Source organism: Acinetobacter sp., from assembly GCF_036659555.1.
Classification (GTDB): domain Bacteria; phylum Pseudomonadota; class Gammaproteobacteria; order Pseudomonadales; family Moraxellaceae; genus Acinetobacter.
The window spans coordinates 17,148-39,423 of sequence record NZ_JAVXCI010000012.1 but is presented as its reverse complement, the minus strand read 5'-3'; the positions used below and the strand labels follow the sequence as shown (position 1 = coordinate 39,423).

Below are 22,276 nucleotides of genomic sequence, written 5' to 3'. Positions count from 1 at the left end.
GGCTTAGCGCATGCGGGAATAAGCCATATTCAATGCCCTGTTGCTAGAACATATGCTGATATACGGCAGCTTTCAAGACCTGCTGTGTTTGCGCCTTGGTTAAATAAATGTCCAGCTGCTTGCCGCCTTTGGCGATTTCATGCGTGCGGTAATGCAGGCCGATGCCTTCCTGATCAAAAAACCAGTCCGCCTGCCCCCAGTAAAGTTTTTCCGGCGCAGCTGCGCGCACCGCTTCATCCTGCGCTTTCAGCCATTTGGCATAGGCCTGCTGCACAATGGCATTCATGTTCAGCTGCTGTCCGGCGTCAACAATCTCCAGCAGCATGACATTTTTCTGCGCGCGCCGGTCGGCCACAAAAAAGTAATGGCGGTCTTTGACTTTGCGGTCTTCCTGCACAGTATTCACCCCAACCTGCAGCAGCACGTACTGATTGCGCTGATAGGGAATGCGGGTATACATGGTCAGGGAATACGGCCGGTTGGCTTTAAATTCATCCTGCCAGGCATCGGATTTTTTCACATAGGCGTCAATGGCCTGCTGCAGGCTCATCTGCTGCTTCTGCCCGATTTGATCCTGCACCGCCAGCGCCTGATTGCGCTCAATCCAGGCATTCAGCCATGCATCGGCGGTATGCACCGTTTGAATGCCCAGATCGATGCAGTTTTTATTTTCGCAGAACGGCACCGCAACTTTGGCCGGCTGCTCCTGAATATTCAGATAAGGCAGCACATCGGCTTTTTCAGACTCAAATATTGAAGATTTCTGTTCGGCTTCCGGCGGCTGCGGTTTGCTGGAATTATCACAGGCGCTCATTAGCAGCGCCATGCCGGCCAGTGAAAGCGCAGCTGCGCCCTTAATCAAGGTCATAATGTTTTGAATGCACAGGCTTAAATTGCCGTAAATTTACCACAAAATAAAACAGCTTCATCTGAAGCTGCTGTATTTTTCTGCGTCTCCGCCGGCTTAGTGCTCGCGGGTATTGCGGAATTGAATATCCGGATAGCGCTCCTGCATCAGCTGCAGGTTGACGCGGCTCGGCGCCAGATAAGTCAGGTGGCCGCCGCCGTCCACGGACAGCTGGTCATGGGCTTTTTTCTTGAACTCGTTGAATTTCTTCTCGTCACTGCAGGCAACCCAGCGCACAGTGTTGATGCTGACCGGCTCATAAATGCAGTCAACTTTGTATTCTTCTTTCAGGCGGTAGGCCACCACTTCAAACTGCAGCACGCCGACCGCGCCGACAATCAGGTCATTGCTGTTTTGCGGCATGAAAACCTGCGTCGCGCCTTCTTCAGACAGCTCTTTCAGGCCTTTCTGCAGCTGCTTGGATTTCAGCGGATCTTTCAGGCGCACGCGGCGGAACATTTCCGGCGCAAAGTGCGGAATGCCGGTAAACTGCAGGCTTTCACCGGAAGTGAAGGTATCGCCAATCTGAATGGTGCCGTGGTTATGCAGGCCGATAATATCGCCCGGCCATGCTTCTTCCAGATGCTGGCGGTCGCCGGCCAGAAAAGTTAAGGCGTCGCTGATGCGCACGTCCTTATTCAGGCGAACATGCTTCATTTTCAGGCCTTTTTCATACTTGCCTGAGCAGATGCGCATGAACGCGATGCGGTCGCGGTGCTTCGGATCCATATTGGCCTGAATCTTAAATACAAAGCCGGTAAAGCCTTCTTCAGTCGCTTCAACTTTGCGTACGGCAGTCGGATGCGCTTTCGGCTCCGGCGCATAATTTGAAAATGCGTCCAGCACATGGTCAACCCCGAAGTTGCCCAAGGCTGTGCCGAACAGCACCGGCGTCTGGCGCCCGGCTAAAAACTCCGCACGGTCTAAAGGCTCATTGGCCAGCTGCACCAGCTCAAGCGACTCTTCAAAAGCGGCCCAGGCCAGTTCGCCGACTTTTTCGCGCAGATCCGGATAGTCATAGCCGTCACGCACTTCCATTTCGGTGATGGTCGAGCCAAAGCCGGCTTTATACACATAGAATTTTTCTTCAATCAAATTGAATACGCCCGCGAAATCGCGGCCTGTGCCCAAAGGCCAAGTCAAAGGCACGCATTTGATTTTCAGCACGTTTTCAATTTCATCCAGCAGCTCTAAAGGCTCGCGGATTTCACGGTCCATTTTATTGACAAATGAAATGATCGGCGTGTCGCGCATGCGGCAGACTTCCATCAGCTTCACGGTGCGGTCTTCGACACCTTTTGCGCCGTCAATCACCATCAGCGCTGAATCCACCGCCGTCAGCGTGCGGTAGGTGTCTTCCGAGAAATCTTCATGCCCCGGGGTATCCAGCAGATTGATCATTTTGTCTTTGAACGGGAACTGCATGACCGAGGTGGTGATCGAGATGCCGCGCTCTTTTTCCATTTCCATCCAGTCAGATGTCGCAGCGCGGTCTGACTTGCGGCTTTTTACCATGCCCGCAACCTGAATGGCCTGCCCCCACAGCAGCAGTTTTTCGGTCATGGTGGTTTTACCGGCATCGGGGTGCGAAATAATCGCGAAGGTGCGGCGCTGCGCGACCTGCGCCGCCAATTCTTGTTTAAAGCTCATGGAAAGATACCTACTGCAGACCCGCAGTGCAAAAGATCAGATCTGATCAAGATAAAAAATTGGCGGTATTGTAGCAGAATTCTAAATGCTTTAACTAAAAGTAACAGACTTCGCCGGCCTGCCGCTGGAAGCGCGGGCGCGGAATGCTGCGCGGCGTAAATGGGCTGGATTCAGCCGCGCCTTGAACCCATGCCGGGGCTGGGTATTGCCGCCTGTGCAGCCTTTATGCGGCGCCGGCTGCAGATTGAACGATAAGACAGTGAAAGTTTCAGTCAGGCTGGATAAGGCCGGCCAGCGGAACAGCGAATAAGCTGAAGTACAGCGCAAATCTGACGATTTCAAAGATCTTTTTTTGATGCTTATTAATCGCCTGATTGTGCGGAATGCTGCGCCGGCAAATAAAAATCAAGCCCAGCCGAATGAAAAACAGCATGAAGATGGATATTCCTGCGCTGGCATGAGCCTGCCCGCGCCAGCCATGCTCATCTCACAGAAAAATAGATTAATAAAAAGAGAAACTTTCTTAATTCTGTGAGGCCATTAACAATTCAGCTGCGCCTGCGGCGGATATTTTTTGCTGCGGCAAGGCGCGGAATACGGGATACGGCCTTTCTAAGCCGCAAGCGGGCCAGCCGCTCAGTGAAATGCGCGGGCTGCGCTGCCGGTTTCAGCCTTTTCCAGGCGGCGGGAATCCACAGGCAGCCCCAGCAGGTAACCCTGCATCTGCTGGCAGCCGAGGCGGGTCAGGATTTCGGCCTGCAGCGGCGTTTCAATGCCTTCCGCAGTCACCATCAGCCCCAGCTTAATCGCCAGCTGAATAATGCTTTCCAGAATCATTTCCTCTTTGGACTGCGGCGTTAAATCATGAATGAATTCCTTATCAATCTTCAGCTCATCGACCGGCAGGTTCTTTAAATACAGAAAGCTGGAATGCCCGGTGCCGAAATCATCAATCGCCAGCTTAATGCCCATCTGGCGCAGGCGCTGCAAGGTGCGAATGCTGTTTTCAACATGATGCATGGCGGTGGATTCAGTAATTTCAATCATCAAATAGCTGGGGTCAACCTGATGCTTTTTCAGCAGCTCCTCCAGGGTGGAAAACAGGTGCTTATGCTCGAACTGTATCGCCGACAGATTGACCGAAACCGGCAGGAATTGCGGATAGTTCTTTTCCCACAGCTTGATTTGCCGGCAGGCTTCTTCCAGCGCCCAGTAGCCCATGCGGATAATCAGGCCGGTTTTTTCCGCGCCGCGGATAAACATATTCGGCATCAGCAGGCCCAGAAGCGGATGCTTCCAGCGGATCAGCGCTTCCACGCCGCAGATGGTCAGGCCGCAGGATTTGAACTTGGGCTGGTAAAACAGCACAAACTGCTGATCTTCAACCGCTTTATATAGGTCATTGATCAGCCGGGTTTGGCTCTTCGCCTCTTGCTGATCTGCGGTATAGCAGAAGACCGAATAGGTGCTGCGCCCCTGATATTTTGAAGTCAGCATGGCCGCGTCCGCATTGATCAGCAAATCCTGCAGGCTGCTGCCATGCTCGGGATACATGGCGATGCCGATACTCGCCGAAACATTGATTTCCTTGCCGGCAATCAGAAAGCTGTCCTGAATCAATGCCAGAATTTTTTCAGCGGCCAGCGCCGCCTGTTCCGCGCTGGCGCTTTCCAGCACCATCAGGAACTCATCGCCGCCAATCCGCAGCAGCTTGGACTGGCCATCCAGCATCCGGTGCAGGCGGTTGGCCAGCTGTATCAGCAGCTGATCGCCGATATGGTGGCCAAAGACGTCATTCACCGCCTTAAAGCGGTCTAAGTCAATATAAAGAAATGCAATCGGCTCTTGGCTGCTGCTGTGACCGGTAAACAGAAAATGTGCATATTCCGCCAGAAACAGCCGGTTCGGCAGCTTGGTTAAATTGTCCTGCACGGCCTGATTCGCCAGCTCCCTGTTGGCCTTGGACAGCTGCCGGCTGCGCTCTTCCAGGCGCCGCTCCAGCAAGGCTACGCAAAACGCCACCGCCAGCACCAGCCCGGTGACAAACAGCACGGTCAGCAGCTGCAGGTCATGGCCGGATTCAAGCTTCAGCTGCAGATGCACGGCGTTCACCGGCACAAAGCGGATGCCGGCCATGCCGGTATAATGCATGGCGGCGATGGTCAGCGTCAGGATCAGCGCCACCGCGAACTTAACCGCAGTCCTGTATTTGCGCGCATGCCGGTTGCGGAAAGCCAGCAGAAAGGCCAGCCCCGAACCGCCGATGGCGATCAGCACCGAACACACCGCAATCAGCGGATCATGGCGCAGCGCATAGCCTTCAACGCTCATCCCCAGCATGCCGGCATAGTGCATGCCGGCAATGCCGGCCCCCATCAGCACGGCGCCAAGAATCAGCCTGGGCAAAGGCAGGGTAAAGCGCGTGGTAAGCCAGACGGCAACAGTCGAAGCGGCGAAAGCGATCAGGTAGGAGGCAAAAGTCAGGCTGTAGTCAAAGGACTGCACGCCCGGCATATGGCTGACCAGCAGGTCAAAAAAATGCATGCTCCAGATGGCCGCGCTTAAAAGCGCGCCGCTGCAGATTAAGATCAGTTTTTCATATTTCGGCCGCGCGCCGCGGAATAAAATCTGTTCCAGCGAAACAGCAAAATAACATGCCAGCAGTGCGGCAATGACCGAGCCGAATACAAGCGTGTAATCATATGGCATCTGAGTCATAAAAAAGACTCCGCATAAGCTGCTATTATTTTATTCACATTGAACTGGCCGGTTTTTTTCGGGTTTACTGCCTTAAAAAATGCGCTGGAGGATTTTTTCGGCAAAACAAATAATGAACTTAGAATCTAATACTCTTCCGCTTTGGTCAAGCATTTCTTCCGGGTTTTGCGGCGGCCCGGCGTTTTTATAAAAAAAAGATGAAGATCAATCACTAAATTAGAAAACAGCAGCCGGCCCTGCGCCATTTCCGCTGCCGTGCATGAGCCTGCAGGCATAAAAAAACCAGTCAGCCGCAGCCCACTGGTTTTTGATCTGGCCTGCGCCGGAAATGCTTAAGGCGCGCCCTTCACTTTGCCTTGCAGCGTGGCGTAATCCAGCAGCACGCCGGCAGCTTCGGCCACAAAAGCTTCGTCTTCGGGCAGCGCCGGACGCTGATTGGCCTTCAGCTTCGCGCGCGACTCCACCAAGGCATCCAGTGAAGCCTGATAGCTCTCCCAGTTGGCATACGGCTTCAAGCCGGTCGCTTTGCGGCGGGCATTTTCAGCATCCAGGGTTTTCTGCTCCATATCCAGCAATTCAGCCTTGCGCTTCTGCAAATCCAGCACGGCCTGCTTCTGCTCATCGGCCTGCTTCAGCAGGGCGGTGCGCTGCTCCAGATACTTGAACTGCGGGTCAATGCTGACGCGCTGCTGCGAGGACTTCGCCAAATCCGGCACATAGTTCTGGATGGAGCCTTCACGCTTAAACGGCGCAGTCGGAATGGTGTCCCACTTCAGGGCGTTTTTCGCCTTGCGCTCGCCGAATTCTTCATTGTAAATGTCCACCAGCTTAATGTCCGGCACCACGCCTTTATTCTGCGTGCTGCCGCCGGTCACGCGGTAGAATTTGCGCTGCGTCAGCGTCGCCTGGCCATAAGCCAGAGAGTCCAGCTGCACCTGCGCCGTGCCCTTGCCTGTGGTGGTGCTGCCGATCACAATGCCGCGCTCATAATCCTGAATGGCCGCGGAATAAATTTCGCTGGCCGAGGCTGACGCCAAGTTAATCAATACCGCCATTGGCCCGCCATAAGTTTGCGCGCCACCGTCATCATCCTCAAAGACGCTGACATTGCCGTTGCCGTCGCGGATCTGCACCACAGGGCCGGACTTGATCACCTGCCCCAGCATGCGCGCCACTTCTTCCAGCGAACCGCCCGGATTGTTGCGCAGGTCGACAATAATGCCTTCGACCTTCTGCGCAGACAGCGCTTTCAGCGCCTTGTTGGTGTCTTCAGACACCGAGCGGTAATCGGTTCCGGCGCGGCGCGCGCGGTAATTCAAATAGAATGATGGAATTTCAATCACGCCGAATTTATGCTTTTTGCCGCCGCGCTCAATTTCCACGGTGCGGGAACGCACGCCGGCATCCTCTTCCTGAATCACGTCACGCACAATCGCGACATTGCGCGCCTGGCTCATGGCAGCGCCCGCGCCCAAAAGGCGCAAGGTCACTTTGGTGCCTCGCTTGCCGCGGATCAGGCCGACAATTTCATTGCTTGGCCAGCCAATCACATCAACCATTTTATCGCCGTCCTGCGCTACGCCAATAATGCGGTCGCCGGATTTGACCTGGCCGGATTTGCTGGCCGGCCCGCCTTCAACAATGGTTTCAATTTTGGTGTAGTCTTCGTTGCCGCGCTCAGGGCGGATGGATACGCCGATCCCTTCCAGCTGCAGCGTGGTTTGGCGGTTCAGCTCCATCGCGTCCACAGGCGGGAAATAATTGCTGTGCGGATCGTAAGTCAGCATCATCGCATTCAGGGTTTTGTCCAGCACGTCATCGCTTTTCAGGCGGCTGATGCGTTCCAGCTGGCGGGTATAGCGCTTGGTCAAGGTCTGAACCGGCGTCAAGTCTTCAGGGCCAGTCAAGTCCTGCCCATTCGCCAGCTCAGGATTGTCTTTCAGCGCCTTCTGCTTGGCCAGTTCTTCTTCTTTGCTGATGGTTAAATTGATCAGCTGCGACACCAGCATCTTGTTCCAGTGCGCGCGCTGTTCCGCTTCGGATTTAAAGAACGGCGCTTTTTCGCGGTCGGTTTCAATAAAGGCGTCCGGCTGGTTTAAATTCTGCGGCTTTTTCAGCTCCGCCAGCATGTGGCTGTAGAACTGCTTTAAGCGCTCGCGGTACTGGGCGTGAATTTCATAGGGGCCGGACAGATTGCCGGCCTTCAGGCTGGCGCCGAAGCTGGAGCCGAAACGCTTTTTATAATCCGCCGCTTCAGCGGCCAGAAACAGCGCATGCTCCGGGTCCAGGCTGTCTAAATAAAACTCCAGAATGCGGTTTGAAGTATTGGCGTCCAAACGCTGATTCAAGTAGTGCTGACGGTCCACCAGAGTTGCCAGCTGGCGGGAAACCAACGCTTGCGCCTGTGTCGGCTGAATTGCCGCTGAAGCAGCGGCGGTATTTTCAGCAGCCGCCGCTTCATTTACAACATGGGTAAAAAATAAACCGCCGGTTGCCAGAGCAACGGCGCAAGCTATCGTTTGAAGTTTCATAAATATGTCGCGCTTCCTTGGTCTGTGAACCAAATAACCTTGTCACTTTTCAGTTTGATGTGAATATTTTCAGAATCTTAAATGAGTTAATCTGTTTATGTCGTGTAGTTTTATCATAATCTGTGCTGACAAAGTGTAGCAAAACATTGCAGAATTCAGGTATTGTTTTTCCTTAAAAATTCCAATACGGACCCCGAATATGATTGGCGCATTAATGCTCGACATTGCTGGCACAGAGCTGACTCAAGAAGATATTGAACTATTGCAGGCTCCGCAAGTCGGCGGGATGATTTTATTTGGCCGGAATATCGAATCTCCCGAGCAGGTGCGTGCCTTGACCGACCATATGCGCCAAGTCCGCCCCGGCATTTTAATTGCCGTGGATCAGGAAGGCGGGCGCGTGCAGCGCCTGAAAAATGGCTTCAGCCCGCTGCCGGCCATGGGGCGCTTTGGCGAGCTGTACTTAACCGAACCGGAAAAAGCGGCCGAACTGGCTGAACAGTGCGGCTGGCTGATGGCGGCCGAAGTTCTGGCGGTCGGCATCGACTTCAGCTTTGCGCCGGTTTTAGACCTGAATGATGTCAGCGATGTGATTGGCGACCGCGGCTTTGCCAAAAGCATGCAGGACATTATCCCGCTGGCCAGCGCCTTTTTGAAAGGCATGAAGCGCGCCGGCATGGCGTCGACCGGCAAGCACTTCCCGGGCCACGGCTCAGTCAAAGCCGATTCGCATGTGGCTGCCGCCGTCGATTCGCGCCCTTATGATGAAATTTACCAAAAAGATATGCAGAGCTTTATTCAGCTGATGCCGCAGCTGGATGCGCTGATGCCTGCGCATGTAATTTATGATCAGGTTGACCCGAACCCGGCCGGCTTTTCTCCCTACTGGATTCAAAAAATCCTGCGCCAGGAGCTGAAATTTGACGGCGTTTTATTTTCCGATGACCTAAGCATGCAGGCAGCCTGCGTGGCCGGCGGCGCCGATGCCCGCATTCAGGCGGCATTGCGCGCCGGCTGCGATATGGGCCTGGTCTGCAACAGCCGCGAATCAGCCTGCGCTGCGCTGGAAGGCATTGCCGATTTGCCGCTGCCGAATCAGCTGCGTCTGGAACGCATGCGCGGCAATATCCCCAACATTCAAGTCGGCCAGAATTTAGACTTAGGCCCGGCATGGGCGCAAACCCGTGACCGAATTCTGGACTTTAAGCATCAATCAGCGCCTGAATAAATAAATGCACTGATCCGCTTAAAAGGAACACGACAAGGTGTTCCTTTTTTATTATGATGATCAAAACAGCGGTTTTACTGCACCAATATCAAAACTAAAATAAGATCCAAGGTTCAGCTGCCATGACTCAAGACCTGTCCGAACACCGCCATATTTCATTTACCGCGCACTATACTGGCTATATTTGGTACAGCATGGGCATTTCCCACCCGGTATTCGCCACCAGCAAGGGGAAAATGCTGGCCAAAATGCTGCACCCGCTGGAAAGCTGGGCAGAAAAGCATGTCGGCGGCAGCATGCGCACCACGCTCAGGCAGCGCCACCGCATTATTGACAACCAGCTGACCCAGCTGATTCAGCAGCAGCCGGATCTGCAGATTCTGGAAATCGCCTGCGGGCTGTCGCCGCGCAGCTGGAACTTCCGGCAGAAATTTCCGCAGCTGGATTACCGCGAGCTGGATTTGCCGGAAATGGCGGAGATTAAAACCCAAGCCCTGCAAAAGCTGGATCAGCAGGCGCCGCAGGTGCTGACTGCGGATATTTTCACTCAGGACTTTGAGCGGATTTTTCAGGGCTTTGATCCCGCCCGGCCGCTGGCGGTGATCAGCGAAGGCCTGATTAATTACTTTGATAAAACCCTGCTGAACAAGCTGCTGCAGGGCATTACCGAATACGCTCAGGACTTTAAGGCGCTGCATTACCTGACCGATATTTACCCTGAACCGGTGAAGAATAAGCTGGCAAACTTCATCTGGACCAGCAGCAAGCTACTGAAAGTCATGTCACGCAGCTCTTTCACCTTTCATTTTATCAACCCGCTGGAGGTGCAGACCTTTTTCGGCAATGCCGGCTTCAGCAGCGTTGAAGTAATTCAGCCCACGGCATTTTTTCAGAATAATGACGGCAGCAACCTGATTGCCTTTCAAAACCCGGATGAGCACAGCGGCGATTTAGTCTGGGTGATTCATGCGTCCGTAAAAAAACAGCGTTCTTAGCGCTGTTTTTTTGCTTTAAAGCGGATTGGCGCTGGAAAAACTACACCGCTTCCAGCAGAAGCATCTGTTCCTTTTGGCGCTGCACAAACCGCAGCAGGCGCTCCGCCAGTTCAAAACTGCCATGCTTGAACAGCGCGCGCAACTGATGCGCGGAATTTTCAAAGATCAGGCACTCTATTTTAAAGCTGCCTTCTTCATCGGCCAAATGCAGCGCCAAATCCCGCGGATGCTGCGCTGCCAGCTGCGCCCGCCCCGCTTCCTGCACCTGCAGCAGCACGCCGAAATAGTTCATATCCTCAATTTCAACTTTGATGCTTAAATCTGAATGGCGGTGGCTTAACTGGCTGAACGGCTGCAGCACGCCAATGCGTTCTTCGCCGCGGCGCTCAATTTGCGCCATCTGCTCACGGCTCATGGCAATAATGCCGTCCAGCGCCTGAATGGATTCGCCGCGCAAATAAGTGGCAAACAGATTCATGGTTTCCTTGCGGCGCTGCAGCTGCGGCACATGGTCGGCATTGGCGATCATCGCGAACTGCATATTCGGGCACTGCAGGGCGAAATTGGCGTTTTCATGCGGCAGGGTAAAGCTGTCATACTGCCCGCACGCCACCAGCACATCGCATGCCGGAATCGGCACGTTGCTCAGGCGCAGCAGGCGGCGGCAGTTAATCTCATAGCGCTCCTGCTCGGCCGCAGTAAATTCCGCCATCTGCCGGAAAAACAGGCGCTTGGCCGTCGGCGACATGCGGGTCAGATCCATTTTGGCGTGATTGACCAGATACAGGATCACCGCCTGGCCGAATTCATCCATGCGCTGTTCCTGCATTAGATGCAGCGACTCTTCCAGCAGCATGCGCCAGCTTTTGCGGGTTTTCTGCATCACGCCCATCAAAATCATGCGCGCCACCAGCTCTGGGCGCTGATGCGCCAGGCAGGACGCTACCACCGAACCCAAAGACATGCCCAAAACTGCAACTTTGCGCAGGCCGGCCATGTCCAGCCATGCGCCCAGCATGCCGGCCAAATCTTCCAGCTCCAGCGCGCCTGCGGACGCGCCGGTCTCGACATTGCAGATCTGCTGATTGGCGCCCATAGACGGCAAGTCAATCAGGATGATCGGGCCGGCAGCGAACAGCTGCTCGACGCAGTATTTGTAGGAATTGAAATTCTGAAATGCCCCGCCGATAATCAGCATCGGCGTCATATGCAGCGTGTCCGGCCGGGCAATCGCCATGTATTCAATTTTCCAGCCGTCAATCCACGCGGTGCGCGCAGGCTGCTTAAAGCTGTTTTTATCATATAAGTCAAAAAAATTGCAATGCGCGCTGGCATCCTGCACGCCTGTATCCATCTGGATAATGGAATTCATGTTCCTTTCCTCCATTTCTGCCTTATTTTTATTGTGCAGAAAAGTAATGAGAGCTGCCTGCAGCAAGCATCCTGCTCTTTCGTTGTTATTGGCATGACGTCAATGTCAGTGTCGCATCATTCTATACAGGAGAAGTTTTTACAAGCAACTGCTAATGCCGCCACTCATCCGCTTTTAGCGCAGAAAACGATTGCAAATTGTTAACAGGATTTTCAATTTCTGCCTAAAATTCAATCCTGATGCTTCATTGTGCAGTTATAGGCTGTTAATATCAAATTGAAATTTCTAAGTGATCAAACCGCTATGCAACAGTCTATTGAACAATACATGCAAACGGTGGGACAGCAGGCGCGCCAAGCATCCCGCGTGTTAGCCAGCGCTTCTACCCAGACCAAAAACAATGCGCTTTCCGCAATCCACACGGCGCTGCAAAACAGCGAGGCTGCCATTTTAGCGGCCAACCAGCTGGATATGGCGAAGGCGCACAGCAATAATTTGGACAGCGCCCTGCTGGATCGCTTAGAACTCAGCCCCGCACGCTTTCAAGGCATGCTGCAGGGCCTGCAGGATGTCATCGGCCTGACTGACCCGATTGGCGAAATTACCGATATGGCCTACCGCCCCTCCGGCATTCAGCTTGGCAAAATGCGCGTGCCGCTGGGCGTGGTCGGCATGATTTACGAATCGCGCCCGAACGTGACGCTGGAAGCGGCCTCTTTGGCGCTGAAATCCGGCAATGCGATTATCCTGCGCGGCGGTTCGGAAGCGATTGAGTCGAACCGGGCGATTGCAGCCGCGGTTCAGCACGGCCTGAAAGCGGCAGGCCTGCCTGAAACTTCTGTGCAGGTCATCAGCACCACTGACCGGGCTGCCGTCGGCCAGCTGATCACCATGTCTGAATATGTGGATGTGATTGTTCCGCGCGGCGGCAAGGGCCTGATCGAGCGCATCAGCAATGACGCGCGCGTGCCGGTAATTAAGCATCTGGACGGCAACTGCCATGTGTATGTCGAAGCGCAGGCCGACCTGCAAAAAGCCCTGCCGATTGCGCTGAATGCCAAGACTCACCGCTACGGCGTGTGCAATGCCATGGAAACCCTGCTGGTCGATGAAAAAGTGGCGGAGAAATTCCTGCCGGACATTGCCGAACTGTATGCGGAAAAGCAGGTGGAACTGCGCGGCTGCGCTGAAACCCGGCGCATTCTCGGCAGCAGCGCAGTGCCTGCCACTGAGGAAGACTGGTATACCGAATACCTTGGCCCCATTCTGGCGGTTAAAGTCGTCAGCGGCATTGATGAAGCGATTGCGCATATCAATCAATACGGCTCGCATCACACCGACGCCATCATTACCGAAAACTACACGCTGGCGCGCAAATTCCTTGCCGCTGTGGACTCCAGCTCGGTGATGATCAACGCCTCCACCCGTTTTGCCGACGGCTTTGAATACGGCCTGGGCGCTGAAATCGGCATTTCAACCGATAAAATCCACGCCCGCGGCCCAGTCGGGCTGGAAGGCTTAACCTCGCAGAAATGGGTGGTGTTCGGCGACGGTCAAATCCGCCAGTAATCACCCAAAAGATAGAAGCTGTTCAGTCCCGCGCGGAGCTGAACGGATTCGCTGCAGAAATTCCCTTCAAAACCTGATTCAATGAAAGCTTCACCTACACTTGCGCTCAACAATAACAACAGCTCAGGAGCTTTTATGTTTTATTATCTGATGATCAGCACGTTCGCGCTTGCCTTGGGCGTATCCTTTCTTGTGATGCGCGTATTTTCCGGTTCCATTCAGGCCATTCTGGCGCGCATCATTCATGACCCGATTCATGACGCCTGGGCCAAATACACCAAGTTTGCCGGCATGGTGGTGGGCACCTCATCGGGCATCCGCATTTATGACATGGAAAAATACATTACCCCGCTGACCTATGCCGACAATGACAAAAAAATTGTGATTGAGCTGACGCCGGAACGCTGGGTTCTGGAGATTTACCGGACGGTGATTGAAACCCTGCAGGGCCTGGCCTGGATGATGCTGGTGTTTTTCATGGTGGCGCTGATTGCCTATGTGATTGTGCGCTGGTCAGAAATCAAATACCAAAAACCATAATTTTTTTATGGTTTTCCAGTGCGCAGCGCAATGAAGCATGCTATGTTGAATGCAGGGCTTCAAAGCATTGAATTCTAGAGTACTATTTTATTAATAAATGGAAACTCGAAACTGATAAATTTTAATTATTGTTGTCAAATGGGTCGATAGTGCTTAAGTCTAATCTGCTAAAGTCTATCTAGGACAGAAAAACCGCACGTGTTAAAACATAGCTACTGATCTAAATTGCGCCAACAAGCACAGCGTTCAGATCACATCATGGATAAATAATTTAATTAGAATTCGGGTAAGAAAACGTGTCTACATCAGTATTAGTAATTAACTGCGGGTCTTCTTCAATTAAATATGCGTTGGTTTCTGAACGTCGTGAAGACCGTATCTTTGGCTTGGCGGAGAACTTAGGTTCAGCTGAGGCCCGAATTAAAGGCATCACCGCAGGCGGTGAAGCACTGGAACTGGCTATTCCAAATGCCGGCCATGAAAAGGCCCTGGAAACCATTCTTGAGCGCCTGTCCCACTACAACCCGCAAGCCATCGGCCACCGCGTGGTACACGGCGGCACGCTGACCAAAGCGGAACGGCTGACGCCTGAAATTATTGACCGCATCCGCGCTGCCACCCCGCTGGCGCCGCTGCACAACCCTGCGCACCTGGTCGGCATTGACGCCACCATGCGCCTGTTCCCTGAATTGCCGCAAGTTGCAGTCTTTGATACCGCATTCCATCAGACCATGCCTGCGCGCGCTTACCGCTATGCCGTGCCGAAATTCCTTTACACTGAACACAACGTGCGCCGCTACGGCTTCCACGGCACCAGCCATGCCTATGTTTCTGAACGCGGTTCAGAACTGGCAGGCAGCCTGAAGCAAGGCGGCTGGCTGACTGCGCACTTGGGCAACGGCAGCTCAACCTGCGCCATCTGGAACGGCCAAAGCATGGACACCTCCATGGGCTTAACGCCGCTGGAAGGCATTGTCATGGGCACGCGCAGCGGCGATGTTGACCCGAGCCTGCACAGCTTCCTGGCATCCAACCTGGGCTGGGATGTCTATAAAATTGACCGCATGCTGAACAAAGACAGCGGCCTGCTGGGCCTGTCGGATAATCTGTCAAATGACATGCGTACCTTGATTGAAGCCTCTGAACAGGGCAATGAAGACGCTGCGCTGGCGATTGAAGTGTTCTGCTACCGCCTGGCGAAATCACTGGCTGGCTTAAGCTGCGGCCTGCCGCGCCTGGACGGCCTGTTCTTTACCGGCGGCATTGGCGAAAATTCGGCTTATATCCGTGAAAAAACCATGGCCTACCTGCCGCATTTCGGCTTCAGCTTAAGCAAAGAGAAAAATGACAGCCTGAAACGCGGCACCGAAGGCCGCATTGATGCCGGCACAGGCCCGCAGATCTGGGTCGTACCGACCGATGAAGAAGGCCGCATTGCTAAAGAAACACAGTACGTTGTGGAGCAAGAGGCTGCTGCCGCTGCAAAAAAGTCTGATGCGGAGCAGGAAGCTGTTGCTTAAGCAGCTTCCAGCACGCCATTGAGTTCAATATTTTACTTTTAAATTTAGACGCATTATGAAAACAATTTTACTCGTGCCTACTGGGGAAAGTGTAGGTTTGACATCTGCATGCTTAGGCTTAATTTACGCGCTTGACTGCCGGGGCATTAAAGCCGGCTTTGTGAAGCCGTTTTCGCAAGAGCCGAATGCCGCTGCAGACCGCACGACCGCCCTGTACCGCCATTTGTTCAGCAATGAAACCGTTGAGCCGATCAGCCATGCAGCCGTCACGCGCCGCCTGAGCCATGATGAAAATGACGAGCTGCTGGAAGATGCTGTGCGCCTGCACCGTGAAATTGCCAAGAAGCACGATTTAATTATTGTTGAAGGCCTGGTTCCAACCAGCCGCGATGCCTTTGCCTCGCAGCTGAATGCCGATCTGGCCAAAGCGCTGGACGCCAAAGTGCTGATGGTCAGCACCGCCGATATCCGCAGCCCTGCAGCGGCTGCGGAAAAAATTGAAGCGCAGCTGCGCAATTTCGGCGGCGCCGGCAATGCGCGCACCGCGGGCGTGCTGTTCATGCGCACCAAAGGCCTGCCGGAAGATTCCGCGCAAGTGCCGGTCACGCTTGATCCGAACCTGCGCCTGATCAGCGACATCAACAGCTTTACTGCGGAACTGAAAAAGCGCAATGCCAATATCGGCACTGAAGCTTTCCCGGTCATTGGCCTGGTGCCATTCAGCAACACGCTGAGCGTGCCGCGCATGTCTGACCTGGCTGCGCATATTTCCGCGCACTGGATTAATGAAGGTGAAGCCAAGCAGCGCCGCGTGCTGCACAGCAGTCTGATTGCCTCAAATATTGAACATGAGCTGCATAAATTTGTCGCCGGTGAATTGATCATCAGCGCTTCTGACCGCATTGATGTGCTGCTGGCCAGCAGCCTGGCCAACAGCAACGGCATTCCGCTGGCCGGCCTAGTGCTGACTGAGCACCATCAGCCGAATGAACAAGTCTTGAATTTCTGCCAGACCGCCATCAAGCAGGGCCTGCCGATTGCGCACACGCCGCTGAGCACTTTTGAAACCGCGCAGGAACTGGCCAATTTAAGCAACGAAATTCCTGTGGATGATACTGAGCGCGCGGAACAGGTCACGCGTTTTGTTTCCAGCCACATTGACCCTGACTGGCTGACCCTGCTGATTAACGGCTCGTACAAGCCGCGCCTGTCGCCGTCGGCATTCCGCCATGAGCTGGTGCAGAAATCCATTGCGGCCAAAAAGCGCATTGTGCTGCCTGAAGGCGATGAGCCGCGCACCGTGCAGGCCGCCGCCATCTGCCAGTCCCGCGGCATTGCGCAGTGCGTTCTGCTGGCCAAGCCCGAAGCTGTAGTTGAAGTCGCGAAAGCGCGCGGCATTGAGCTGCCATATGGCCTGGAAGTGATTGATCCGGACTTGATCCGCGACAATTATGTCGAAAAAATGGTGGAGCTGCGCAAGGGCAAAATCAACGAGCTGCAGGCGCGTGAACAGCTGCAGGATACTGTGGTGCTGGGCACCATGATGCTGGCCTTAGATCAAGTCGACGGGCTGGTGTCCGGTGCGGTGCATACCACAGCCAACACTGTGCGCCCGGCCTTCCAGCTGATTAAGACCGCGCCTGAATATTCGCTGGTCTCTTCAGTATTCTTCATGCTGCTGCCGGATGAAGTGTATGTCTACGGCGACTGCGCGATCAACCCGGACCCGGATGCAGAACAGCTGGCGGAAATCGCCATCCAGTCTGCGGATTCCGCCAAAGCCTTCGGCATTGACCCGCGCATCGCCATGATTTCCTATTCAACCGGCACTTCAGGCGCCGGCGCAGAAGTCGAAAAAGTCGCCGAAGCGACCCGCATTGCCCAGGCGCGCCGCCCTGACCTGCTGATTGACGGCCCATTGCAGTATGACGCCGCTTCTGTAGAAAGCGTCGGCCGCTCTAAGGCGCCGAATTCGCCAGTCGCCGGCCGCGCCAATGTGTTTATTTTCCCTGACCTGAACACCGGCAACACCACCTATAAAGCGGTGCAGCGCGCCGCCGACGTGGTCAGCGTCGGCCCGATGCTGCAGGGCCTGAACAAGCCGGTGAATGACCTGTCGCGCGGCGCGCTGGTCGATGACATTGTCTTCACCATCGCCTTGACCGCCATTCAGTCTGAGCAGCAGGCTGCATCCTAATGCGTTAAAGCTTTAAGCGTTATACTCGCCATCCAGCCGGAAGACTGGGTGGTTTTTTTTGCGCAGATTTCCGGCGGCAGGCCCGGCTATTTTCCGCCGCTGCCGGCGCGGATGGAGATTTTCAGATGAAGCGGCCGGCTGCGCCTGAGCAAGCCGATGATTTTGATTGTGTTTTTTAACAAATCAGCAACAAAAACTATTAAGTTTATGGAAATTATGGTTTTTTACGCACAAGCAACTTCGCCCCCGCGCTGATGATAAGATTAAAAGATTATTTCTACTTATGATTTTCATATCATGCAAAATAAAGCCAGTAAGCCCGCATTGCCCGCAATGACTTTAGCTGCATTGGGGGTGGTTTTCGGGGATATCGGAACAAGCCCCTTATATGCGCTGAAGGAAAGCTTTCATGCCACGCACGGCATGCCGATTAATGAAGTCAATGTTTTAGGCATTTTGTCCTTAATTTTCTGGACCATCATGCTGATTGTTTCGCTGAAATACGTCACCGTCATCATGCGCGCCGACAACAATGGCGAAGGCGGGATTATGGCTTTGCTTGCGCTGAACCTGCGCCAGGAAGGGCTGTCCAGCAGAAGGAAAATGACGATTATTGTTTTAGGCTTTGTCGGAGCATCCTTATTTTTCGGCGACGGCATCATTACCCCGGCCATTTCAGTGCTGTCCGCGGTAGAAGGCCTGTCCATCGCCACAACCGCTTTTAACCAGTTCATTATTCCCATCAGCATCGGCATTCTGACCGGCCTGTTTTTTGTGCAGAAGCATGGCTCCGCCGTGATGGGGAAATTTTTCGGCCCCATCACCCTGATCTGGTTCCTGTCCATCGGCGCGCTCGGCATCAGCAGCATCATGCAAAGCCCGTTTATTTTAGCCTTGCTCAGCCCGCACTGGGCCATCCTGTTTGTAGTCAATAATCCGGTTATTTCTTTCTTTGTCATGGGCGCTGTGGTGCTGACCGTGACCGGCGGGGAAGCTTTGTACGCGGACATGGGGCATTTTGGAGTTTTCCCGATCCGGCTGGGCTGGTTCCTGATTGTTTTGCCCTGCCTGATTCTGAATTACGCCGGCCAGGGCGCGCTGCTGCTGCGTGACCCGTCGGCAATCACCAACCCCTTTTACCTGCTGGTTCCTTCCGCCCTGCTCTACCCGATGATTGCGCTGGCGACAGCCGCCGCCGTCATCGCCTCGCAGGCGCTGATCAGCGGGGTATTTTCCATGGCCAAGCAGGCCATTCAGCTGGGCTATCTGCCGCGCCTGAACATTCAGCATACCTCTGACTCTGAAATCGGCCAGATCTATATTCCGCTGTTAAACTGGCTGCTGTTCATCTCGATTATTATTCTGGTGCTGCTGTTTGAAAGCAGCAGCCGCCTGGCCGGAGCCTACGGCTTGGCCGTAACCGTAACCATGTTCTGCGATACGCTGCTGGTCGGCTTCCTGGCTTACAGCTACTGGAAATGGAAAACCTGGAAAGTCCTGCTGTTTATTGTGCCGTTCATTTTCATTGACCTGATTTTGCTCAGCTCAAACACGCTGAAAATTTTAATCGGCGGATGGGTGCCCGTGGTCATCGCCATTACCGTGTTCAGCCTGATGATGATCTGGAAAAAAGGCCGGGAGCAGCTGCAGGCGAAGCTGCAGCAGGATACGCTGCCGCTGAACACCTTTATTGAATATCTGGGCGATACCGCGCAGACCATCAGCGGCAATGCGGTGTTTTTAACCGGAACCCCGGGGGTTGTGCCGCACGCGCTGCTGCATAATTTAAAGCACAATAAAGTCCTGCATGAACGCAACCTGCTGGTGACGGTGAATTTTGCCGAAGTGCCTTATATCAGCGAAGAAGCGCGCTTTGAAACCGAAGCACTGGATAAGGGCTTTTACAGAATACGCCTAAACTACGGCTTTAAAGAGCAGCCGGATGTGCCGGCAGCCTTGCGCAAGGCTTTTGAACGCTTAGGGCTGGAATACAACTTAATGGACATCAGCTTCTTTGTTTCGCGGGAAAGGCTGATTCCGAATGCGTCGAGTAAAATGGGCACATGGCGCGACAAGCTGTTTGCTGCCATGCAGAAAAACACCAGCCCGGTCAGCGATTTCTATCAGATTCCGACCAACCGGGTGGTTGAGTTAGGCAGCCAAATCGAGATTTAAAGCCTGCCTGAAACAGATGCGCAACTTGAGGCACCCTTCGGGGTGTCTCGGCTTTTTCAGCAGCCTGCAGTCAATTACATGCTGTGGTCACAGACTAAAAAGACTTCGCCTTTTTTATTGCGGGTGATTGCCCCCTGAAAGCCCATTTCCTCATCTTCCTGGAAGCGGATTTTTTTCAGCTGATTAAAGCTTTGCGCAGCCATCGGCTTGAAGTGGACTATACTCCCGCTGACGCCATTGTCCGCGCCGGAATACCGGCTGTATCCGGAAATTGGCAAGCCGTAGGCCGATGCATTATTTAAGCCGACATAAACTTGCGTATAGCCTGAATAAAAGTCCTCATCCACAGCCAATGGCTTCGCCACCGCAGGCTGCATGTCTTTGCGGTAAGGCAAAGGCACATGCGCGTAATTGCCGGCTTTCGCATCCTTATGCGCCACTACTTCGGCAGCATTTTTGGAATGCTTAAAATCGACCAGCTTTTTATCTACCGCCTGCAGCACTTTATTTTCGCCAAAGCAGCTTTTTTCAAATGCCTTAAACACCGGCGTCCAGTCGGCAGCATAAGCCGGTGAGGCCAGCAGCAGGCTGCAGGCAGCCAATAATTTTTTCATATCGCCCTCTAATCTTGAAATATATTTATAAGCCAATGATTATAATAATTTTTAAACTGAAAACTAAAGCAAAACCGCCAAATTAAGCCAGCATGATCCAATGCAGCGGCTGAGGCGGAACTTTATTGCCCTCCGCTTGATTGGGAAAAGCACTGAATAAAGCCGGCAGCTTTTTATCAATTCAGGCTTGTTTTGACGCTTTAGCTGCTCCCGCCTGCGGGCCTTTGAGAAAGAACAGCGCTTGGGCTATCCGCCCCCGCAGATGGGAAAAACTGAAAGCCGGGCCTTACGGCCGCAGGATTCATTTTTATCCAGTATTTTCCTGACCTTTATACCTTTAGCCAACATGCGCGCTAAAACGCCCACAACTTCGGCTTTTTGCCTTATAATTTAGCCCGCTAGCTATCAGCCCGCTCAAGAGATATTTGTATGACAACTATTATCAAGCAAGATGACTTGATCACATCGGTTAAAGATGCGCTTCAGTTTATTTCCTACTATCACCCGCAGGACTTCATCCAAGCGATGAGCCGCGCGTATGACCGTGAAGAAAACAAAGCCGCTAAAGATGCGATCGCGCAGATTTTAATCAACTCCCGCATGTGCGCAGAGGGCCACCGCCCGATCTGCCAAGATACAGGTATCGTCAACGTATTCGTTGAAGTGGGCATGGATGTTAAATTTGATTTGACCATGAGCTTGGACGACGCAATCAACGAAGGCGTGCGCCAAGGCTATTTGGAAAATACCAACGTGCTGCGCGCATCTGTGCTGGCTGATCCTGCTTTTGGCCGCAAGAACACCAAAGACAACACCCCTGCTGTAATCTATCACAAGCTTGTTCCGGGCAATAAAGTCGATATTACTGTAGCGGCCAAGGGCGGCGGTTCAGAAAACAAATCTAAACTGGCCATGCTGAACCCGTCTGACTCAATTGTGGACTGGGTGCTGAAAACTGTGCCAACCATGGGCGCAGGCTGGTGTCCTCCGGGCATGCTCGGCATCGGCATCGGCGGCACGGCAGAAAAAGCCATGATGCTTGCCAAAGAAGCGCTCATGGAAGAAATCAACATGGACGAGCTGCTGCGCCGCGGCCCGCAAAGCAAAATGGAAGAGCTGCGCATCGAAATCTTCGAAAAAGTCAATGCTTTGGGGATTGGCGCACAAGGCCTTGGCGGCTTAACCACTGTGCTTGACATTAAAATCAAAGACTACCCTTGCCACGCGGCAGGCAAGCCGGTCGGCATGATTCCGAACTGCGCCGCCACCCGCCACGCGCATTTCCAGCTGGACGGTTCAGGCGTTGCGCACATTCAAGCGCCTAAGCTTTCTGACTACCCGGAAGTGACTTGGGATTCATCAACATCTAAACGTGTTGACTTGGACAATATCACCCAGGAAGAAATGAATTCCTGGCTGCCGGGCGATACGCTGCTGCTGAACGGCACAATTTATACCGGCCGTGACGCTGCCCATAAGCGCATGTGTGAAATGCTGGATAACGGCGAAGAGCTTCCTGTCGATCTGAAAGGCAAGTTCATTTACTACGTGGGCCCAGTCGACCCGGTCGGTGATGAAGTGGTTGGCCCTGCCGGCCCGACAACCGCAACCCGCATGGACAAATTCACCCGTCAAGTGCTGGAAGCGACCGGCCTGTACGGCATGATCGGCAAAGCCGACCGCGGCCCTGCGGCGGTTGAAGCGATTAAAGACAACAAAGCGACTTACCTGATGGCAGTAGGCGGCGCAGCTTACCTGGTGTCTAAGGCCATCCGTGAAGCGGAAGTGGTGGCGTTTGCTGACTTAGGCATGGAAGCGATCTACAAGTTCAATGTGCAGGACATGCCTGTATCTGTGGCTGTAGATGTGAACGGCACCTCCATTCACGCCACTGCGCCGAAAATCTGGCAGGCGAAGATTGGTAAAATTCCAGTGCTGGATGCTGCAGCCGGCTAATTGGCCTGCGGCATGAAACAGCCCCGCAGCGGGCAAAGCCAGTCAGCGCGGCAGCTGACTGGCTTTTTCTTTTTCAGGCACGCCGATACTGGACAGCTGAAATTTTTTAAACAATATTGAATTCACAATGGGAATTCCCTCTCCTTTTCAAGAAGACTTGCGCTGAATACTGCGTAAGTCTCCCTGAGCCATAGATGGCGCAAGGGAAGGAGCTTTCAATATTCATTTGACTGCCAATGAATGGCCGCTTGTGGATTTATGAAAGAAATCTATTTTAAAGGCTCTAAAATTTAAAAAATGCCAG

The 22,276-nt window shown here is 53.6% G+C and carries 15 protein-coding genes; 8 read left to right on the top strand and 7 right to left on the bottom strand.

The genetic code is table 11. From position 1 onward, the window contains the following. Window positions 1–43: 43 nt before the first annotated feature. The 5 genes from RSA72_RS03110 to RSA72_RS03090 form a co-directional block, all read right to left on the bottom strand. Window positions 44–868, bottom strand: a complete 825-nt coding sequence (locus RSA72_RS03110) for a hypothetical protein (protein ID WP_332621482.1) — start codon at window positions 866–868, stop codon at window positions 44–46. A 96-nt stretch (window positions 869–964) separates the two neighbouring features. After that, window positions 965–2,557, bottom strand: coding sequence for a peptide chain release factor 3 (locus RSA72_RS03105; RefSeq protein ID WP_332621480.1), 1,593 nt, complete (start codon window positions 2,555–2,557; stop codon window positions 965–967). A 268-nt stretch (window positions 2,558–2,825) separates the two neighbouring features. After that, on the bottom strand, window positions 2,826–2,990 hold the full coding sequence (locus tag RSA72_RS03100) for a hypothetical protein (RefSeq protein ID WP_332621478.1): 165 nt from the start codon (window positions 2,988–2,990) through the stop codon (window positions 2,826–2,828). Window positions 2,991–3,193: 203 nt separating this feature from the next. Then, window positions 3,194–5,275, bottom strand: coding sequence for a putative bifunctional diguanylate cyclase/phosphodiesterase (locus RSA72_RS03095; RefSeq protein ID WP_332621477.1), 2,082 nt, complete (start codon window positions 5,273–5,275; stop codon window positions 3,194–3,196). A gap of 332 nt (window positions 5,276–5,607) precedes the next feature. Beyond that, window positions 5,608–7,806 (bottom strand): carboxy terminal-processing peptidase, encoded by a 2,199-nt coding sequence (locus RSA72_RS03090; protein ID WP_332621475.1) that lies wholly within the window; start codon window positions 7,804–7,806, stop codon window positions 5,608–5,610. Between the two features lie 199 nt (window positions 7,807–8,005). On the opposite strand from RSA72_RS03090, the gene nagZ reads away from it, so the two are divergent. Both nagZ and RSA72_RS03080 read left to right on the top strand, forming a co-directional pair. Then, complete coding sequence (gene nagZ / locus RSA72_RS03085; RefSeq protein WP_332621474.1) at window positions 8,006–9,034, top strand: beta-N-acetylhexosaminidase; 1,029 nt, start codon at window positions 8,006–8,008, stop codon at window positions 9,032–9,034. A 122-nt stretch (window positions 9,035–9,156) separates the two neighbouring features. Then, window positions 9,157–10,029, top strand: coding sequence for a class I SAM-dependent methyltransferase (locus RSA72_RS03080; RefSeq protein WP_332621472.1), 873 nt, complete (start codon window positions 9,157–9,159; stop codon window positions 10,027–10,029). A 40-nt stretch (window positions 10,030–10,069) separates the two neighbouring features. On the opposite strand, the gene RSA72_RS03075 is transcribed toward RSA72_RS03080, so the two are convergent. Further along, the gene (locus tag RSA72_RS03075) at window positions 10,070–11,401 is read right to left on the bottom strand and encodes an alpha/beta fold hydrolase (RefSeq protein ID WP_332621471.1); all 1,332 of its coding nucleotides are present in this window, start codon (window positions 11,399–11,401) and stop codon (window positions 10,070–10,072) included. 303 nt (window positions 11,402–11,704) lie between these two features. Between RSA72_RS03075 and RSA72_RS03070 the strand changes: the two genes are divergently transcribed. From RSA72_RS03070 to RSA72_RS03050, 5 genes are all read left to right on the top strand, one after another. Next, the gene (locus RSA72_RS03070) at window positions 11,705–12,970 is read left to right on the top strand and encodes a glutamate-5-semialdehyde dehydrogenase (protein ID WP_332632743.1); all 1,266 of its coding nucleotides are present in this window, start codon (window positions 11,705–11,707) and stop codon (window positions 12,968–12,970) included. 135 nt (window positions 12,971–13,105) lie between these two features. Next, a complete protein-coding gene (locus RSA72_RS03065; RefSeq protein ID WP_332621468.1) occupies window positions 13,106–13,510 on the top strand; it encodes a hypothetical protein in 405 nt (134 codons plus the stop codon). Window positions 13,511–13,806: 296 nt separating this feature from the next. Beyond that, window positions 13,807–15,030, top strand: coding sequence for an acetate/propionate family kinase (locus RSA72_RS03060; RefSeq protein ID WP_332621466.1), 1,224 nt, complete (start codon window positions 13,807–13,809; stop codon window positions 15,028–15,030). A gap of 55 nt (window positions 15,031–15,085) precedes the next feature. After that, window positions 15,086–17,227 (top strand): phosphate acetyltransferase, encoded by a 2,142-nt coding sequence (gene pta, locus RSA72_RS03055; RefSeq protein ID WP_332621465.1) that lies wholly within the window; start codon window positions 15,086–15,088, stop codon window positions 17,225–17,227. A 297-nt stretch (window positions 17,228–17,524) separates the two neighbouring features. Continuing rightward, the gene (locus tag RSA72_RS03050) at window positions 17,525–19,402 is read left to right on the top strand and encodes a potassium transporter Kup (protein ID WP_332632741.1); all 1,878 of its coding nucleotides are present in this window, start codon (window positions 17,525–17,527) and stop codon (window positions 19,400–19,402) included. Window positions 19,403–19,476: 74 nt separating this feature from the next. On the opposite strand, the gene RSA72_RS03045 is transcribed toward RSA72_RS03050, so the two are convergent. After that, on the bottom strand, window positions 19,477–20,016 hold the full coding sequence (locus tag RSA72_RS03045) for a hypothetical protein (protein WP_332624689.1): 540 nt from the start codon (window positions 20,014–20,016) through the stop codon (window positions 19,477–19,479). A gap of 429 nt (window positions 20,017–20,445) precedes the next feature. On the opposite strand from RSA72_RS03045, the gene RSA72_RS03040 reads away from it, so the two are divergent. Further along, window positions 20,446–21,972: a fumarate hydratase gene (locus RSA72_RS03040; protein ID WP_332624587.1), complete on the top strand. Its 1,527-nt coding sequence runs from the start codon at window positions 20,446–20,448 to the stop codon at window positions 21,970–21,972. Window positions 21,973–22,276: the final 304 nt, after the last annotated feature.

What these genes read in the sequence shown, in the direction of transcription:
- RSA72_RS03110 (WP_332621482.1), bottom strand. Translation starts at nt 868, where the DNA reads ATGACCTTGATTAAGGGCGCAGCTGCGCTTTCACTGGCCGGCATGGCG.
- RSA72_RS03105 (WP_332621480.1), bottom strand. Translation starts at nt 2,557, where the DNA reads ATGAGCTTTAAACAAGAATTGGCGGCGCAGGTCGCGCAGCGCCGCACC.
- RSA72_RS03100 (WP_332621478.1), bottom strand. Translation starts at nt 2,990, where the DNA reads ATGCTGTTTTTCATTCGGCTGGGCTTGATTTTTATTTGCCGGCGCAGC.
- RSA72_RS03095 (WP_332621477.1), bottom strand. Translation starts at nt 5,275, where the DNA reads ATGACTCAGATGCCATATGATTACACGCTTGTATTCGGCTCGGTCATT.
- RSA72_RS03090 (WP_332621475.1), bottom strand. Translation starts at nt 7,806, where the DNA reads ATGAAACTTCAAACGATAGCTTGCGCCGTTGCTCTGGCAACCGGCGGT.
- nagZ (WP_332621474.1), top strand. Translation starts at nt 8,006, where the DNA reads ATGATTGGCGCATTAATGCTCGACATTGCTGGCACAGAGCTGACTCAA.
- RSA72_RS03080 (WP_332621472.1), top strand. Translation starts at nt 9,157, where the DNA reads ATGACTCAAGACCTGTCCGAACACCGCCATATTTCATTTACCGCGCAC.
- RSA72_RS03075 (WP_332621471.1), bottom strand. Translation starts at nt 11,401, where the DNA reads ATGAATTCCATTATCCAGATGGATACAGGCGTGCAGGATGCCAGCGCG.
- RSA72_RS03070 (WP_332632743.1), top strand. Translation starts at nt 11,705, where the DNA reads ATGCAACAGTCTATTGAACAATACATGCAAACGGTGGGACAGCAGGCG.
- RSA72_RS03065 (WP_332621468.1), top strand. Translation starts at nt 13,106, where the DNA reads ATGTTTTATTATCTGATGATCAGCACGTTCGCGCTTGCCTTGGGCGTA.
- pta (WP_332621465.1), top strand. Translation starts at nt 15,086, where the DNA reads ATGAAAACAATTTTACTCGTGCCTACTGGGGAAAGTGTAGGTTTGACA.
- RSA72_RS03050 (WP_332632741.1), top strand. Translation starts at nt 17,525, where the DNA reads ATGCAAAATAAAGCCAGTAAGCCCGCATTGCCCGCAATGACTTTAGCT.
- RSA72_RS03045 (WP_332624689.1), bottom strand. Translation starts at nt 20,016, where the DNA reads ATGAAAAAATTATTGGCTGCCTGCAGCCTGCTGCTGGCCTCACCGGCT.
- RSA72_RS03040 (WP_332624587.1), top strand. Translation starts at nt 20,446, where the DNA reads ATGACAACTATTATCAAGCAAGATGACTTGATCACATCGGTTAAAGAT.